Annotated in this window: 17 protein-coding genes; 8 read left to right on the top strand and 9 right to left on the bottom strand. The window is 75.3% G+C overall.

What is annotated here, in order from left to right:
- Positions 1–74: 74 nt before the first annotated feature.
- Positions 75–1,103, bottom strand: coding sequence for a non-homologous end-joining DNA ligase (gene ligD, locus D7I43_RS16285; protein ID WP_120329373.1), 1,029 nt, complete (start codon positions 1,101–1,103; stop codon positions 75–77).
- A gap of 47 nt (positions 1,104–1,150) precedes the next feature.
- Here ligD and msrB point away from each other — a divergent pair, with 47 nt between their 5' ends.
- Positions 1,151–1,555, top strand: a complete 405-nt coding sequence (msrB, locus tag D7I43_RS16280) for a peptide-methionine (R)-S-oxide reductase MsrB (protein WP_120329372.1) — start codon at positions 1,151–1,153, stop codon at positions 1,553–1,555.
- Between the two features lie 64 nt (positions 1,556–1,619).
- Here msrB and D7I43_RS16275 read toward each other — a convergent pair whose 3' ends face one another.
- The 3 genes from D7I43_RS16275 to D7I43_RS16265 form a co-directional block, all read right to left on the bottom strand.
- Complete coding sequence (locus D7I43_RS16275; protein WP_240032994.1) at positions 1,620–2,189, bottom strand: DUF305 domain-containing protein; 570 nt, start codon at positions 2,187–2,189, stop codon at positions 1,620–1,622.
- Between the two features lie 74 nt (positions 2,190–2,263).
- Positions 2,264–3,004, bottom strand: a complete 741-nt coding sequence (locus D7I43_RS16270; RefSeq protein WP_120329371.1) for a lytic polysaccharide monooxygenase — start codon at positions 3,002–3,004, stop codon at positions 2,264–2,266.
- A gap of 102 nt (positions 3,005–3,106) precedes the next feature.
- Positions 3,107–3,382: an isoamylase early set domain-containing protein gene (locus tag D7I43_RS16265; RefSeq protein ID WP_120329370.1), complete on the bottom strand. Its 276-nt coding sequence runs from the start codon at positions 3,380–3,382 to the stop codon at positions 3,107–3,109.
- A 158-nt stretch (positions 3,383–3,540) separates the two neighbouring features.
- On the opposite strand from D7I43_RS16265, the gene D7I43_RS16260 reads away from it, so the two are divergent.
- From D7I43_RS16260 to D7I43_RS16240, 5 genes are all read left to right on the top strand, one after another.
- Complete coding sequence (locus D7I43_RS16260; protein WP_120329369.1) at positions 3,541–3,801, top strand: Prokaryotic metallothionein; 261 nt, start codon at positions 3,541–3,543, stop codon at positions 3,799–3,801.
- A 172-nt stretch (positions 3,802–3,973) separates the two neighbouring features.
- Complete coding sequence (locus D7I43_RS16255) at positions 3,974–4,975, top strand: DMT family transporter (RefSeq protein ID WP_120329368.1); 1,002 nt, start codon at positions 3,974–3,976, stop codon at positions 4,973–4,975.
- Positions 4,930–5,385: a GNAT family N-acetyltransferase gene (locus D7I43_RS16250; RefSeq protein ID WP_120329367.1), complete on the top strand. Its 456-nt coding sequence runs from the start codon at positions 4,930–4,932 to the stop codon at positions 5,383–5,385. Before D7I43_RS16255 ends, D7I43_RS16250 begins: the two co-directional genes overlap by 46 nt.
- Before the next feature lie 127 nt (positions 5,386–5,512).
- The gene (locus D7I43_RS16245; protein ID WP_120329366.1) at positions 5,513–6,586 is read left to right on the top strand and encodes a lytic polysaccharide monooxygenase auxiliary activity family 9 protein; all 1,074 of its coding nucleotides are present in this window, start codon (positions 5,513–5,515) and stop codon (positions 6,584–6,586) included.
- A gap of 167 nt (positions 6,587–6,753) precedes the next feature.
- Complete coding sequence (locus tag D7I43_RS16240) at positions 6,754–7,278, top strand: GNAT family N-acetyltransferase (protein ID WP_120329365.1); 525 nt, start codon at positions 6,754–6,756, stop codon at positions 7,276–7,278.
- On the opposite strand, the gene hemQ is transcribed toward D7I43_RS16240, so the two are convergent.
- Genes hemQ through hemE form a run of 3 tightly spaced genes read right to left on the bottom strand, consistent with a single transcriptional unit; the run spans position 7,262 to position 10,472 of the window.
- Positions 7,262–7,963, bottom strand: coding sequence for a hydrogen peroxide-dependent heme synthase (gene hemQ, locus D7I43_RS16235; protein ID WP_120329364.1), 702 nt, complete (start codon positions 7,961–7,963; stop codon positions 7,262–7,264). The genes D7I43_RS16240 and hemQ overlap by 17 nt on opposite strands.
- A complete protein-coding gene (gene hemG / locus D7I43_RS16230; protein WP_120329363.1) occupies positions 7,960–9,369 on the bottom strand; it encodes a protoporphyrinogen oxidase in 1,410 nt (469 codons plus the stop codon). Before hemG ends, hemQ begins: the two co-directional genes overlap by 4 nt.
- A 5-nt stretch (positions 9,370–9,374) precedes the next feature.
- Positions 9,375–10,472 (bottom strand): uroporphyrinogen decarboxylase, encoded by a 1,098-nt coding sequence (hemE, locus tag D7I43_RS16225; RefSeq protein WP_120329362.1) that lies wholly within the window; start codon positions 10,470–10,472, stop codon positions 9,375–9,377.
- A gap of 128 nt (positions 10,473–10,600) precedes the next feature.
- Between hemE and D7I43_RS16220 the strand changes: the two genes are divergently transcribed.
- A complete protein-coding gene (locus D7I43_RS16220; RefSeq protein WP_120329361.1) occupies positions 10,601–11,173 on the top strand; it encodes a DUF3000 domain-containing protein in 573 nt (190 codons plus the stop codon).
- A gap of 17 nt (positions 11,174–11,190) precedes the next feature.
- On the opposite strand, the gene D7I43_RS33630 is transcribed toward D7I43_RS16220, so the two are convergent.
- Both D7I43_RS33630 and D7I43_RS16210 read right to left on the bottom strand, forming a co-directional pair.
- Complete coding sequence (locus D7I43_RS33630; protein WP_240032993.1) at positions 11,191–12,231, bottom strand: hypothetical protein; 1,041 nt, start codon at positions 12,229–12,231, stop codon at positions 11,191–11,193.
- Positions 12,232–12,393: 162 nt separating this feature from the next.
- Positions 12,394–13,716 carry a S1C family serine protease gene (locus D7I43_RS16210; protein WP_120329360.1) on the bottom strand — a complete coding sequence of 441 codons (1,323 nt, stop codon included), beginning with the start codon at positions 13,714–13,716 and terminating at the stop codon, positions 12,394–12,396.
- 434 nt (positions 13,717–14,150) lie between these two features.
- Between D7I43_RS16210 and D7I43_RS16205 the strand changes: the two genes are divergently transcribed.
- Positions 14,151–15,473, top strand: coding sequence for a ribonuclease D (locus D7I43_RS16205; protein WP_120329359.1), 1,323 nt, complete (start codon positions 14,151–14,153; stop codon positions 15,471–15,473).
- Positions 15,474–15,672 lie beyond the last annotated feature (199 nt).

Raw genomic sequence — 15,672 nt, 5'->3', positions numbered from 1 at the left:
CACGGGGTGGAAAAGGTTCCGCCCGTTACTTGATCGTTACCGAGTGGACGGAGGAACGCCGGCCGGCCTCGGGTTCACCGGGGGCGGTCGCGGTCCCGGGAGGGCTGGACGCGCTTCGGCTCGCCGGGCATCTTCGGGTGGTCGGGCGGGTACGGCATGTCGCCCTGGCCGGCGGCCGCGTCGCGTTCGGCCCACTCCAGCAGCGGCGTGATGTCCCACGCCTCGTCGTCGATGCCGGCGTGCGGGTCGCCCCGCTCGGCGAGCCGGCCGGGGACGGTGGCCAGGTCGAAGTCGTCCGGGTCCACGTCGGGCAGCTCTTCCCAGGTGACCGGGGTCGAGACGGTGGCCCGGGCGTTGGCGCGCAGCGAGTACGCGCACGCGATCGTGCGGTCGCGGGCCATCTGGTTGAAGTCGACGAAGACGCGGGTGCCCCGCTCCTCCTTCCACCAGGAGGTGGTGACCAGGTCGGGCCGGCGCCGTTCGAGTTCCCGTGCCAGGGCGATGGTGGCCCGACGCACCTCGACGAACGTCCACCGGGGTTGGATGCGCAGGTAGACGTGCACACCCCGGCCGCCGGAAGTCTTCGGCCAGCCCGTGACGCCGAGTTCGGCGAGAAGGGCACGCAGCTCACCGGCGGCCGCCGCGGCGTCGGCGAAGTCGGTGCCGGGCTGCGGGTCGAGGTCGACGCGCAGCTCGTCGGGACTGTCGGTGTCGGCGGCGCGTACCGGCCAGGGGTGGAACACGACAGTGCCCATCTGGGCGGCCCACGCCACGTGGGCCAGGTCGGTGGGGCAGAGCTCGGCGGCCGTCCGCCCGCTCGGGAAGGTGATCTGGGCGGTCGACACCCAGGGCGGCACGCCCCGGGCCGGTACGCGCTTGGAGAAGAACGCCTCCCCCTCGATGCCCTCGGGGAACCGCTGCAACGTGGTGGGCCGGTCGCGCAGGGCGCGCATGATCCCGTCGCCCACCGCCAGGTAGTAGTGGAAGACGTCGGCCTTCGTGAAGCCTCGCTGGGGGAAGATCACCCGGTCGGGGCTGCTGAGGCGGACGGTGCGGCCGGCCACCTCGACCTCGGTGACCGTTGCCTTCGTGGTGCCACCCATCAGGCGACCATATGCGACGCGTGCGACGTCCGACGTACCGTTGACGGGTGAGTCTCGACGACACCGAACTGCCCCGCACCGAGGACGAGTGGCGCGTCCGGCTGACCCCGGAGGAGTTCCGGGTGCTGCGGGAGGCCGGCACCGAACGCCCGTGGACCGGGGAGTACGTCAACACCAAGACCCCCGGGGTCTACCACTGCCGGGCGTGCGGCCTCGAACTCTTCGCCAGCGACACCAAGTTCGACTCGCACTGCGGCTGGCCGAGCTTCGACGACGCCATCCCGGGGCGGGTGAAGGAGATCGAGGACCGCAGCCTCGGCATGGTGCGTACGGAGATCCGCTGCGCCCGGTGTGACAGCCATCTCGGGCACGTGTTCCGCGGTGAGGGTTTCACCCCGAAGGACACCCGGCACTGCGTCAACTCGCTCTCCATCCGGCTCGAACCCCGCTGAGCCCGCGGCCGGCACGCCTACCGGCGGGCACGCCCACCACCAGGCACGCCTACCCCGGGCACGCCTACCGGCCGGCGGGCTGCCCGGTCATGAGCCGCACCTCGGCGCTGCGGGACTGTTCGATGCGCCGGGCGAGGTCACGCACCCGCTCGTCGGTGCCGACGTCGAGATGCGCGCGGGCCAGGTCGGCCGCCGCGCGCTGGTGGGCGCCGAGCACCTCCCGCAGCGCCGCGTCGACCTCGGGGCCGGTGGCGTCGCGCAGCCGGGCGAGGTCGGCGGCGGACACGCCGTGGCCGGAGTGGTCGTGCCGGCTCGCCGGGTCCGGACCGGCGTTCCCCAACCAGGTGCGCATGGTCGCCAGCTCGTCGGTCTCGGTCGCGCCGACGGCGGCGACGAGCGTCCGCAGCTCGGGGTCGGTGATCCGGTCGCGGGTCAGCCGGACGATCTCCAGGGTCTGCTCGACGTGCGCCACCATCATGGTCAGGAACAGCCGGTCGACCCCGCTCAACGCGGCCGGGGACGCCGCGGGCGCCGACGGGGACGCGGCCCCGGACGCCGGGGGCGACACGGCCGGGCCGGCGGCGCACCCGGCGGCCAGCAGCAGGGCGACGAGTGGGACGGTCAGCCGGGTCACGCGGGTCTCCGGACGGGACGGGCAGGGGTACGGGGGCGCGGCGCGGCGTCGGGGCACCGGCCGCGCCCGTACCGTCAGACCTGGCTCCACAGCGCCGGCACGTTCGGCGGCTCCCAGCCGGTGATGGCGGTGTGCGCCTGCCGGCAGCGGTAGGTCGCACCGCCGTAGGTCACCTGGTCACCGACCTGGTAGGCGCGGCCCACCGTCCAGGTGCCGCCCGCCGGGGGTGGCGTGGTGGGGCTCGTCGTCGGCGTCGGCCGCGGGGTGGGCGAGGTGGTCGGTGTCGGGCTGGGTCCGGGGCCACCGCCGCCGATCTGCAGGTCGACGCAGGAGTAGAACGCGTTCGCGGTGTCGGCGATGTTCCAGATCGCGAGGACCTTCTGCCGGCCCGACCAGCCGCTCAGGTTCACCGTGTGGGTGACGGTGGCGCCGGGCTGCTGGCCGTTGCCGTTGAAGACGGCGACCCGGGTGTTGCCGATGTAGTACTCCCAGTTGCTGGTGGCGTGCCGGGCGGTGTTGATCCAGGTGAAGGTCACCGTGCTGCCGACCGACGTGGCCGGCCAGCCCCGGCTGTCGTCGTTGAGGACGGCGAAGTGGGCGATGTTGGCGTGGCAGTTGCGCAGCCCCTTCGGCCCCTCGACGCTCTGCGGCTCGTACTTGATCTGGCCGCAGTCCGGGACCCGGTTCTGCGCGCAGAGCGCCTGCCGGCTCGGTGGCGACGAAACGTAGCCGTGCGCCTGGGCGGGCGCCGCGACGGCGAGCGAGGAGACGACGGCGCCCGCCGCCACGATCGGGATGGTGACTCTTCGACGCATGGTGGCACCTCCGCAACCTGGGGGACGATGCCACCAACATAATTTAAAGTTTGTTAACAGTAAAGACCTCTATCAATAAAGTCATCGGCATGCCTGGATGCCTCACACCACGAGCACGCAGCCCTGCTCGTCCACCCGGTCGGCCGTGTCGTCGTCGAGCCAGACCCCGCCGGTGGCCAGGTAGCGGAAGCGGTACTCCCCCGGCGCGAGCCGCACCGTGACCGTGCGGGTGCCGTCGCGCCGCGGTACCAGCTCGTGCCGGCCGGGCTCCCACCCGTTGAAGCAGCCCACGACGCTCACCGCCCCCGGGGGCGTGTCCCGGGGGAGGCAGAAGGTCACGCGGGTCTGGTTTCCGAAGAGCTTGCTGCGCTTGATCACGGAACACCTCCAGGGGCTCGGGGCGGTCTACCAGCCATAACGGGCGACACGCCGGAGCCGACACGCCGCCGGGTAGAGGCCGATGGCGCATTCGGACCCGAGGGGGCTCCGCCCTGCCGCACCCTGGGAGCAACTGTCGGCGATACCGGGGGGTTCCCATGGCGACCTGCGAGGTCTGCGGCAACGACTACTGGATGGCGTTCGAGGTGCGGACGGTCAGCGGGGACACGCACACCTTCGACAGCTTCGAGTGCGCGATCCACCGGATGGCGCCCATCTGCGAGCACTGCCAGATCAAGATCGCCGGGCACGGGGTCGAGGTCAACGGCCGCTTCTTCTGCAGCGGGCACTGCGCCCGCGCCGTCGAGGGCGCGCAGGGCGCGGAGATCCGCGACGCCGTGGGCGTACGGCCGGCCTGACGGCGGCCTACGGTACGGTCGTGCCATGCGGCCGTTCCCGGGCGTTCTGCCTCCCCCGCGCTCCTGACCGGAGCGCGCCGCCCCACGCCGACCGGTTGACCCGGCTCGGCCACCCCGCCGTGCGCTCCGCCGACGTCGTCCCCCGTCAGCGGCCCACCTTCGGAGCGCACACATGCCCGCTTCCCCTACCGCGCCGACCCTGCGTCCGGCGCCGGTCACGCCTGCCTCGCCCGCCCGCGCGGGCCTGATCCAGATCACCGTCGCCGGGGTGCTGTGGGGCACCACCGGCGTCGTCGTACACGCCGTCCACGACAGCACCGGCCTGAGCCCGGTCGGCATCGGCTTCTACCGCCTGGCGATCGCCGCGCTCGTCCTGACGGCGGTCATGGCGCCGCGGCTGCGGCAGACGCTCGCCGCGGTACGCGCCGCACCGCTGCCGCTCCTGGCCACCGGGATCGGGCTCGGCCTGTACCAGGCGCTGTACTTCGCCGCCGTGGCGCTCGCCGGCGTCGGCGTGGCCACCGTCGTAAGCCTCGGCCTGGCCCCGGTGCTCGCCGCCGCCTGGGAGTCCGTCCGCGCCCGCCGGTTGCCCGGGCGGCTGCGGGTGGCCACCCTCGCGGCCGCGGTTGCCGGCCTCGCCCTGATCACCGGGGCCTCGGCGGAACCCACCTCGGCGGCGCCCCGCCCCCTGCTGGGACTGCTCGCGGCGGCCGGGTCCGGTCTCGGGTACGCCGCCACGACCCTCGTGAGCCGGCACGTGTCCCGACGCACCGCGCCGATGGCACTCACCACCCTCTCCACCGCGATCGGCGCGCTGGCCCTCGCACCCGTCGCCCTGACCGCCGGGCTGGCCGTGCCGGCGCGGCCCGACGTCGTGGCGCTGCTGCTGCACCTCGGGGTGGTCACCACCGCGGTGGCGTACGGGCTGTTCTACGCCGGGCTCCGGACCACCGAGGGCAGCGTCGCCGCGGTGGTCACCCTGGCGGAACCGCTGACCGCCGCGGCGCTCGCCGTCGCGCTGCTCGGCGAGCCTCTGCCGCTGCCCGTGATCGTCGGCGGAGTGCTGCTGCTCACGGCCGTGGCCGCCACGTACCTGACGCCCACGGTGCCGGAACCTACGATCGCAGGATGCCGCAGACGATCGAGGTCCGCACCGCCGCGTTCGCGGACCTGACCACCCGCACGTTCCACGACCTGCTCAAGCTGCGGATCGACGTGTTCGTGGTCGAGCAGAACTGCCCGTACCCGGAACTCGACGGCCGCGACGTCGAGCCCGGCACCCGGCACCTGTGGCTCACCGACGGCGAGGCGCCCCTGGCGTACCTGCGGATCCTGGCCGATCCGGGCGGCGTCGCCCGGATCGGCCGGGTGGTGGTGGCGCCGCGGGCCCGGGGTGCCGGGCATGCCGGCCGGCTGATGGCCGAGGCGCTGGCCGTGGTGGGCGAGCGGCCCTGCGTGCTGGACGCGCAGTCGCACCTCGTCGGCTTCTACGCCCGCCACGGCTTCGCGGTCGCCGGCCCCGAGTTCGTCGAGGACGGCATCCCGCACGTCCCGATGCGCCGCCCGGGCAATGCATTGACGTAGGCCGATCGATATGGGAGCCTCCTGAGCGGAGCCGGCGCTAGTAGCCGCGCGAGCACGGGTACGGGAGGGGCAACTCCCGGCCGTCCGGGCGCCGTCGTCGTTCGACCTCTTCCCCCCGGGGGCCCCTGTGTCCACTCCATTCCGATCACCACGTGTCCTGTGGCCGCTCGCCGTCGCGGCGGCCGCCGTCCTCCTGCTCACCACGGCCCTGGCCAACCCCGTCTCCGCGCACGGTTCCGTGGTCGACCCCGCCTCGCGCAACTACGGCTGCTGGCAACGGTGGGGCAGCGACTTCCAGAACCCGCGGATGGCCACCGAGGACCCGATGTGCTGGCAGGCCTGGCAGGCCAACCCGAACGCCATGTGGAACTGGAACGGCCTGTTCCGCGAGGGTGTCGCCGGCAACCACCAGGCGGCCATCCCCGACGGCCAGCTGTGCAGCGGTGGCCGCACCGAGGGCGGCCGGTACAACGCGCTCGACGCGGTCGGCGCCTGGAAGACCACCCCGGTCGCGAACAGCTTCCGCGTTCGCCTGTTCGACCAGGCCAGCCACGGCGCCGACTACATCCGGGTGTACGTGACCCGGCAGGGCTTCGACGCGCTGACCGAGCCCCTCGGCTGGGACGACCTGGAACTGGTCGGCCAGATCGGCAACACCCCGGCGTCGCAGTGGAAGCAGGAGACCGGCGGCGTGTCGATCGAGATCCCGGCGAACGCGCCGGGGCGCACCGGCCGGCACGTCGTCTACACCATCTGGCAGGCCAGCCACCTGGACCAGTCGTACTACCTGTGCAGCGACGTCGACTTCTCGGGCGGATCCACGCCGCCGCCCACCACGCCGCCCCCGACGACGCCGCCGCCCACCACTCCCCCGCCCACCACGCCGCCGCCGGCCGGCGCCTGCACGGCGACGTACCGCGTCACCGGCCAGTGGGCCGGCGGCTTCCAGGCGGAGGTGCAGGTGACCGCCGGCGGCTCGGCCACCCGGGGTTGGTCGGTGAGCTGGCGCTACGGCGACGGTCAGCGCGTCAGCTCCACGTGGAACGCCACGGTCGAGACCGACGGGACGCTGGTCACGGCGCGCAACGTCGGCTACAACGGCGCCCTCGCGCCGGGAGCGAGCACCACGTTCGGATTCCTCGGCACCTGGACCGGCGCCAACCCGGTGCCGGCCCCCGTCTCCTGTACGACCACCGGCTGAGTTCCCCGGATCCCCGGCCGGGGTCGCGCCCCACTGCCTCCGGGCGCGGCCCCGGCCGGCCTGCGGCCCGCTCCTCCCGGCCCGCGCCCTCCGGTGGCGCGCGCCCCGGCCGGCCCGTCCCCGGGAATCCGCTGGCCGTGGCGGACCGGCGACGCCAGGATGCACTCGTGATCGAAATCAAGCTGCTCACGCCGGACGACTGGAAGCGCTGGCGCGAGGCACGCCTGCTCGCACTGGCCGAGGCGCCCTACGCGTTCGGCGCCCGCCTGGCTGACTGGCAGGGCCACGGCGACCGCGAGGAACGCTGGCGCGCCCGCCTGGCGATCCCCGGCTCGCACAACCTCGTCGCCGAGCGGGACGGGCGGCCGCTGGGCATGGTGAGCGGCGTCCCCACCCCCGTCGAGGGAACCGCTGAGCTGATCTCCATGTGGGTCCACCCCGACGCGCGGGGCCAGGGCGTCGGGGACGCGCTGGTGGGCGCCGTCGTCCGGTGGGCCCGGCAGGCCGGCGCCGGCCGGCTGCGGCTGGCCGTGGCGGAGCGCAACGAGGCGGCCCTGCGCCTCTACCGGCGCCACGGGTTCGTGGCGACCGGGGAGCTCGGCGACCTCATGCCCGACGGCGTCCAGCGGGAACAGGTGATGGTCCGGGAGCTGACCGGGCGCCGACCCTCCCGGTTCAGACCAGGCAGTTGACGATCTCGGCGACCGACCGGCGACGGCCCGTGAAGAAGGGGATCTCCTCGCGGACGTGCCGGCGGGCGGTCGCGGCCCGCAGATCGCGCATCAGGTCGACGATGCGGTGCAGCTCGTCGGCCTCGAAGGCGAGCATCCACTCGTAGTCGCCGAGCGCGAACGAGGCCACCGTGTTCGCCCGCACGTCCGGGTAGCCCCGGGCCATCCGGCCGTGCTCGGCGAGCATCTCCCGCCGCTCCTCGTCGGGCAGCAGGTACCACTCGTAGGAGCGCACGAACGGGTAGACGCAGAGGTAGGCGCGGGGCTCCTCGCCGGCCAGGAACGCCGGGATGTGGCTCTTGTTGAACTCGGCCGGCCGGTGCAGGGCCATCTGCGACCAGACCGGGGTCATGGCCCGGCCCAGCGTGGTGCGCCGGAACCGCAGGTACGCGTCCTGCAGCGCGTCGCTGGAGGGCGCGTGCCACCAGATCATCAGGTCGGCGTCGGCGCGCAGGCCGGCCACGTCGTACGTGCCGCGGATCGTCACGTCCTTGCCGGCCAGCTCCTCGAAGAGCGCCTCGACCTCGGCGGTGACGTTGTCCCGCAGCGACGGCAGCGGGCTGCTGGCCCGGAACACCGACCACATGGTGTAGCGGATGGTGGCGTTCAGCTCCCGCAGCCGGGCCGCGTTCGTCTGCTCGGTCATGTCCCCGATCCTCCCAGTGCAGTGATGATCTCGTCGGCCGCCGTCTCACCCGAGCGGACGCAGACGGGGATGCCCACCCCGTCGTAGCCGGCCCCGGCCAGCGCCAGGGTGGGGTGGCTCGCCCGCAGCGCGGCGCGTACCGAGGCCACCCGGTCGACGTGCCCGGGCGCGTACTGCGGCAGCGCCCCGCCCCACCGCTGCACGTGCCCGGCGACCGGGGCGGGCAGCGGCGAGCCGACGACCGCGGACAGCTCGCGGTGCACGGTCGCCGCCAGGTCCTCGTCCGGGCGCTGGAGCTGCTCCTCCTCGCCGTACCGGCCGACCGAGGCGCGCACCAGGGCGAGGCCGTCCGGGCGGCGCAGGTGCCCCCACTTCGTGGTGAAGAACGTGGACGCCTTGACGAGGAGCCCTTCGGTGCCGGGCACCAGAAACCCGGAGAGTTCCGGCAGGCGCGGCTCCGGCAGCGCGAGGGTGACGAGCGCGACGCTCGCGTAGTCCAGCCGGCCGACGGTCCCGGCCAGCTCCGGCGCCGGCCCGGCGAGCAGCCGGGCGGCCGCCCGCGCCGGCACGGCGAGCACCACGGCGTCGACCTCGACGTGCTCCGGGTCGCGGGTCGGGCCGATGGTCAGCCGCCACCCGGCCGGGGTGGGGTGCAGCTCACGTACCGTCGCGTCCCGGCGGATCGTCGCGCCGCTCACCCGGGCCGCCGCCTCGACCAGCGTGCCGAGCCCGCCGACCAGGGTGCCGAAGACGGGCGCGCCCGGGGCACGGGGCGCCGCGGCCTGTGCGGCACGGACCGCGCCGACCAGGGTGTGCTCCACCCGGGCGGCACGGGCCAGCGCGGGCATCGTGGCGGTCAGCGACAGGTCGTCCGCGCGGCCCGCGTACACCCCGCCGAGCATCGGGTCGACCAGCCGGTCGACCACCTCGCCACCGAGCCGGGCGCGGACCAGCGCGCCGACGCTCACGTCCTCGTCCGGGCCGAGCAGCGGGCGGCCCTCGTCGCGGTCGGCCGCCGCGTCCGGTCGCGCCACCGTCGACACCGCGGCCAGGTCCCCGGGTACGCCCACCAGCGTGCCGGCGGGCACCGGGCGCAGCTCCCCGTCGACGGCCAGCGCGGCCCGCCCGACGGTCGGGTGCACGATGCGGTCGGCCAGCCCGAGCCGGCGCACCAGCGCCACGGCCACGGACTCCCCGCCGGCCGGGTCGCGCATCAGGAACGACTCGGCGCCGAACTCCACCGGCTGCCCGGCGAGCTCACCGGTGCGCAGCTTGCCGCCGAGCGCGCCGGACCGCTCGTACACCGTGATCTCGGTGCCCTCCGGGGCGCGGTCGCGCAACCGGACCGCGGCGGCCAGCCCGGCGACGCCGCCGCCGACCACCGCCACCCGCGCGGGCCGCCGCACGCCGCTCAGCTCCGCCCGGTCGCGGTGAGTTCGTGCACGAGCGCGACCACCCGGGTCAGGATGTCGGGGTCGGTCTCCGGTAGCACACCGTGACCGAGGTTGAACACGTGGCCCGGCGCGGCCCGGCCCTCCTCCAGCACCCGGCGCACCTCGGCCTCGACCACCGGCCACGGCGCGAGCAGCACGGCCGGGTCGAGGTTGCCCTGCACGGCCCGGTCGGGACCGATCCGGCGGGTGGCCACGTCCAGCGGGGTCCGCCAGTCGACGCCCACCACGTCCGCCCCCGCCTCGCCCATCGCGCCGAGCAGCTCGGCGGTGCCCACCCCGAAGTGGATCCGGGGCACCCCGGCGTCGGCGAGCCCCGACAGCACGGTCGTCGAGTGCGGCAGCACGTAGCGGCGGTAGTCCGCCTCCGACAGCGCCCCGGCCCACGAGTCGAAGAGCTGCACCGCCGACACCCCGGCGGCCACCTGGACGCGCAGGAACGCCAGCGTCACCTCGGCCAGCCGGGCGCAGAGCGCGTGCCACAGCGGCGGATCGCCGTGCATGAGCGCCTTGGTCCTGGCGTGCGTCCGCGACGGGCCGCCCTCGACCAGGTAGCTGGCCAGGGTGAACGGCGCGCCGGCGAAGCCGATCAGGGGCGTGTCGCCCAACTCGGCGACGAGGGTCGTGACGGCCTCGTCCACGTACGGGACGTCGTCGCGGCCGATCGGGCGGATCCGCTCGACGTCGTCGGCGTCGCGGATGGGCTGCGCCACCACCGGTCCGGTGCCGGGCACGATGTCCAGCTCGATTCCGGCCGCGGCGACGGGCACCACGATGTCGCTGAACAGGATCGCGGCGTCCACGCCGTGCCGGCGTACGGGCTGGAGCGTGATCTCGGTGACCAGTTCGGGGCGGCGGCAGGACTCCAGCATCCCCACGTTCGCGCGGATCTCGCGGTACTCGGGGAGGGAGCGGCCGGCCTGGCGCATGAACCAGACCGGGGTGTGCGGGCCGGCCTGGCGGCGGCAGGCCCGGACGAAGGCCGAGTCCTCCGGTCCGGTCGTGGGCTGTCCGTCTCGGGCGGCGGTGCCCGTGCTGTCCGTGCTCATCGCGGCCATCGTGCCACCCGTCCCGCCCGCGCCGGACGGAAGGGCCCCCGAGTGGGGCCTGTCTCATAGGACCGGGCCGGCGGCCGCGTCGGCGCGCCGTCGCGCCCGTCCGTGGGGCGGCGGCATAGGCTGCCGGCATGGCCCCTCCGATCGCGCTCCCAGAGACCTTCGCCCGCGCGGTCGCCGGGTTACGGTCCGCGGCGCCCCGGTCGGAGATCGTCCTCGAGGAGGTCGGCGCGCCGCAGCGGCTCGCCCCGTACGCCTTCGCGCTCGCCGCGAGCGTGCTGCGCGACGGGGACGAGGTGGCGACCGGGCGGCTGATCCTGCTGCACGACCCGGCCGGACACGAGGCGTGGCAGGGCACGCTGCGGCTGGTCACGTACGTGACCGCCGAACTGGAGGCCGACCTGGCCGCCGACCCGCTGCTCCCCGGCGTCGGCTGGACCTGGCTCACCGACGCGCTCGACGCGCAGGAGGCCGGCCACCGGGCCATCGGCGGGACGGTGACGCAGACCATGTCGACCCGGTTCGGTGACCTGGCCGGCCCGCCCGCCGCCGGTGACATCGAGATCCGCGCCTCCTGGACGCCGGTCGACGACGACCTGGCCCCGCACCTGCTGGCGTGGTGCGCGCTGCTGGCCTCGACGGCCGGGCTGCCGCCGCCCGGGGTGACCGCGCTGCCGGAGCGTCGCCCCGCCGGCGCGGCCTGACCCGGTACGGGTGGGCGTCAGAGGTAGTTCTCGGCCTCGTCGCAGACCTTGTCCAGGCCCTGCATGGCCTTGTCGTACGCGCCCTTGTCACCGGCCGCCGCCGCGCCCAGCGCGGTGGTGAGCTTGTCGAGGCAGTTGGCGATGACCTTCTTCTGCCGGGCCTGCTCGTCACGGTCGTTGCGGGTGCCGGTGAGGTCCTGCTCGGTGTCGGCCAGCCGGTCCCGCACCGTCTGCAGGTCGGTCTTGAGCTTGTCGATCTCCTTGGCGTTGGCGGCGATCGTGCCGTCGCGCTCGCTGACCTGCGCGGTGAGCCGCCGCTCGGTGCGGTCCAGTTCGCTGCTCTTGGTCAGGTAGAGGCCGGTCATCACACCGCCGAGCACGAAGAACAGCCCCGCCACCACGGCGAGGATCAGCACCGTACGACCCCGTCCGCCGGTCGCGCCGGCCGGACCGTACGGCGGGACGGCGCCGGGTGGCGCCGACATCGGGGCGCCGGGGTACGCGCCGGCCGGCGGCACGGACATCGGCTGGTCGACGCCGGGCACCGGCGGTCCGGAGACCGGCCCGACGTACGGCGGGACGCTGGCCGGCGACACGTGCCCGGCCGGCGACGCGTATCCGGCCGCGGCCGGCGGGGCGGAGAACGGCGGGGTCGGGGGCGCGGAGAACGGCTGGGTGGGCTGGGCCGACGGCGCGGGGAACGGCGGGGCCGGGGGCGCGGAGTGCGGCGGAGCCGGCTGGGCGGGCGGCACCGAGGACGGCGGGGCCGGCTGGGCGGCGTACGGCGGGGTCGGCGGGGTCGGCGGGGTCGGCTGGGTCGGCTGGGTCGGCGGCGCGGCGTACGGCTGGGCCGGCCCGGTGGGAGGCACCGGCGCGCCGGGCTGCGCGGACGCCAGGGGCTGCGTCGGTGCCTCGGGCGGGGCAGGTCGGGGCGTGCCGTACGTCGCGGTCGGCCGCTGCCACGACTGCTCGGGCGACGGCGGCTGGCCGGGCGCGGCCGGTGGCTGCGCCGGGTGGGGCGGCGGATATCCCTGCGGCCCGGTCGGTGACTGGGTCATCTCTCTTCCTCCAGGTGAGCGGTCCGCGCGGACGGACCGTGGGTGGTACGACGGCCGGTCGACACGACCCGGCCGGATGCCCGTGGGGGTGAGCGGCGGACGGCGGCGCGGCGAGCAGCCGGGTGGCGGCCCGCGCCGCCCGGCGGCTCGCCGGAAGGACGATCAGCAGATCTTGAAGCCGTCGCAGGCGACCTTGATCGGTACGGCGAGGCCGATCCCCTCGGCGTCGCGCGCCTTGGCGGTGGCGATCCCGACGACCTGCTTGTTCCCGTTGACCACCGGTCCGCCCGAGTTCCCGGGGTTGATCGGCGCGTCGAACTGGAGCACCGGCCCGGAGTCGTCCTGCGCGTCGCGGAGCGCGCTCACCACCCCGGTGGTCACGGTGTCCTCCAGGCCGAGCGGTGCGCCGACCACCACGATCTGCTGGCCGGACTTCACGGCCTCGGGCGCGGCGGCCAGTCCGGTGAACCGGGCGCTGGTGCGCAGGTGGGCGATGTCGTTGGTCTTGTCGACCTTGACGATGGTGGCGGGGAAGCGCTGGTCGGTGCGCTCCAGGAACACCTGGCGGCCGCCGCTCTCGTAGACCGCCTCCACCACGTGGTAGTTGGTGAACAGGTTCGTCCCGCCCCCGGCGGCCGGCTTGCCGACCGCGAACGCGGTGCCGGTGAACTGCCCGGCGCGGACCCGGAACACGCTGGGCAGCACGGCGCTGGCCACCGCCTCCGGGTTGAACGTCGCGCCGGCCTGCTTCTCCAGCGCCCCCGCGCGCTGCTCCAGCCCGTCGAGCCGGGCGCCGTCGCCGCTCTGCGCCTCGGCGAGCTTCCGGTCGGTGGCGGCCAGCCGGTCGCCGAGCCGGTCGATCTGGTACGCCTGCACGCCGGTCAGCCCGGCCAGGAGCAGGGCAACCACCACGGCGACCACGGTGAGCCACCGCCTGCCGCGGGCCTTCGTGCCCGGCGTGCTCGGCGCGAGGGGGTACGCGCCACCCACGGCCGGCCACACCGGACCGGCGGGCGGCAGCGGCCCGGCCGGCGCGGTGCCCTGGGACACCGGCAGCGGCCCGGAGTGCCCGGAGGGCAGCGGAGACGGGCCGGAGGGCAGCGGAGACGGGCCGGCGGGCAGGGGCCCGGACGACGGCTGCATGGCCGGTCCGGCCGGTGCCGAGCCGGCGGCCCCGGCCGGCGGCGCGGGTTCCGCGGGGACCGGTGGCGCCCACGGTCCGGCGTTCGGCGGCGACCCGGCGCCACGGGGGTCGTCGGGCCGGCCCGCGTTCGGAGTCGCTCCCTGCGCCGGCGGCGACCAGCCGGCCGGAGCCGGCACCCGGCCGGCGGCGGACTGGGCGACGCCGGGCGCACCGGGCCAGGCCGGCACGGACGCGCCGGGCGCGGACTGGTGCGGCACGGACGCGCCGGGCGAGGACTGGTGCGGCACGGACGCGCCGGGCGGGGACTGGTGCGGCACGGACGTGCCGGCGTGCGCCGACATGGACGCACCGGGCGGGTTCTGTGGCGGCATGCCGGACAGACCCGGGGCGGGCTGACCCGGCGCGGGCGCGGTCGGCCAGGGCGTCGCCGTCCCGGGCGACGGTTCGAACCGAGGCGGCAGCGGCCCGGGCCGGTCCGTCGTGGGTGCCGTGGGCGCGTCCGGAGGATTCCCGTCCCCCCGGTTCTCGCCCCCCGGACCGTAGCCAGCCGAACCGTAGCCCGCCGTCATGATCGACTTTCCTCCCCCGTCGACGCCGCGCCGCCGCCTCGCTCGTGGTCCCCTCGACCCACGCGGCGGCCCGATGGACCGTAGCGGCGTGAACGGGGTTTGTCTCCCCCGATGTCCCACCTCCGACGGCGGTGGGCGGGTATCCGACCGACACACGGGCCGACCGGCTGCACCCGCAGGTTCGCCGGGCGAACTAGGGTTGTCAGGTGACCGACGAACCACCCCTGCGCCGTCGGGCCGCCGAACGCCGTCCGGGAGACGAACCGCACCACCCGCCGTCGGCTCAGCCGGAGCCGGCGGGCGCGGGGACCGACCCGACCTCCGGCGGGCCCGTGCTGTTGACCGCCCCTCGTGAGGGCACCCCGCAACCGGTGGCCACCCCGGAGGAACTCGCCGAGGTCGTGGCCCGTTTCGCCGCGGGCAGCGGCCCGGTCGCCCTCGACGCCGAACGCGCCTCCGGCTACCGCTACAGCCAGCGGGCGTACCTCGTGCAACTGCGTCGCGAGGGCGCCGGCACCGTCCTGATCGACCCGCTGCCCCTGTCCGACCTCACCCCGCTCGACGAGGTGATCGGTGAGGCCGAGTGGGTGCTCCACGCGGCCAGCCAGGACCTGCCCTGTCTGGCCGAGCTGGGGCTGCGGCCGCGCCGCCTGTTCGACACGGAACTGGCCGCTCGGCTGGCCGGATTCGAGCGGGTCGGTCTGGCCGCGCTGACCGAACAGCTGCTGGGATACGCCCTCGAGAAGCACCACTCGGCGGCCGACTGGTCGAGCCGCCCGCTGCCCGAGTCCTGGCTCACGTACGCCGCTCTCGACGTCGAGCTGCTGGTCGACCTGCGCGACGCGCTCGACGAGGAGCTGATCCGGCAGGGCAAGTCGGAGTGGGCGGCCGAGGAGTTCGCCGCGCTGGTCCGCACCGGCGCCCGCCCGCCGCGCGTGCGGGCCGAACCGTGGCGGCGGACCTCCGGGATCCACCGGGTGCGGGGGGCGCGGGCGCAGGCCCGGGTCCGCTCGATGTGGTACGCCCGGGACCAGATCGCGGCCCGCCGGGACGCCGCGCCGGGCCGGGTGCTGCCCGACTCGGCGATCATCGCCGCCGCCGAGCTGGACCCCAAGGACGAGAAGACCCTGCTGACCCTGCCGGGCTTCGGCGGCCGATCGGTACGCCGGCTGGCGCGGACCTGGCTGGCCGCCCTCGACGACGCGCGGCAGTTGCCGGAGGACGCGCTGCCGGTCGCCCCGGCGGTCGAGGGTCCACCGCCGCCGCACCGGTGGGCGGAGCGGGACCCGGTGGCCGCGGCGCGGCTGGCCCGGTGCCGGGAGGTGGTGCTGCGGATCTCCGGCGAGCACCGGTTGCCGGCGGAGAACCTCATCGCGCCGGACTCGGTACGCCGGCTGGCCTGGGTGCCGCCCGAGGAGATCACCGAGTCCACGGTGGCCGAGACCCTGCGCGGCTTCGGCGCGCGCGAGTGGCAGATCGGCCTGCTCGTGGCCGACCTGACCACCGCCCTGACCGACCCCCCAACCTGACCCACCCCCACCCCTCCCGGCGCCGCCGTCCGCGGCCCGCGGGGGGTGATCATGGAGTTGTCGTCCGGGCTGACGGGGTGGTTTCTAGGCTTCAGTGCAACTGATCTTGGTTGGGTTGGGGGTGCTGGTGGCGAGGCCGGGTGTGTTGACGTTCGGGCATCGGCAGGTGTTGGAGCATCTGTGGGGTTCAGGGCGGACG

This window comes from Micromonospora globbae, from assembly GCF_003610785.1.
Taxonomy (GTDB): domain Bacteria; phylum Actinomycetota; class Actinomycetes; order Mycobacteriales; family Micromonosporaceae; genus Micromonospora; species Micromonospora globbae.
The sequence above is the reverse complement of the archived record's forward strand: the minus strand, read 5'-3'. Positions and strand labels throughout refer to the sequence as shown.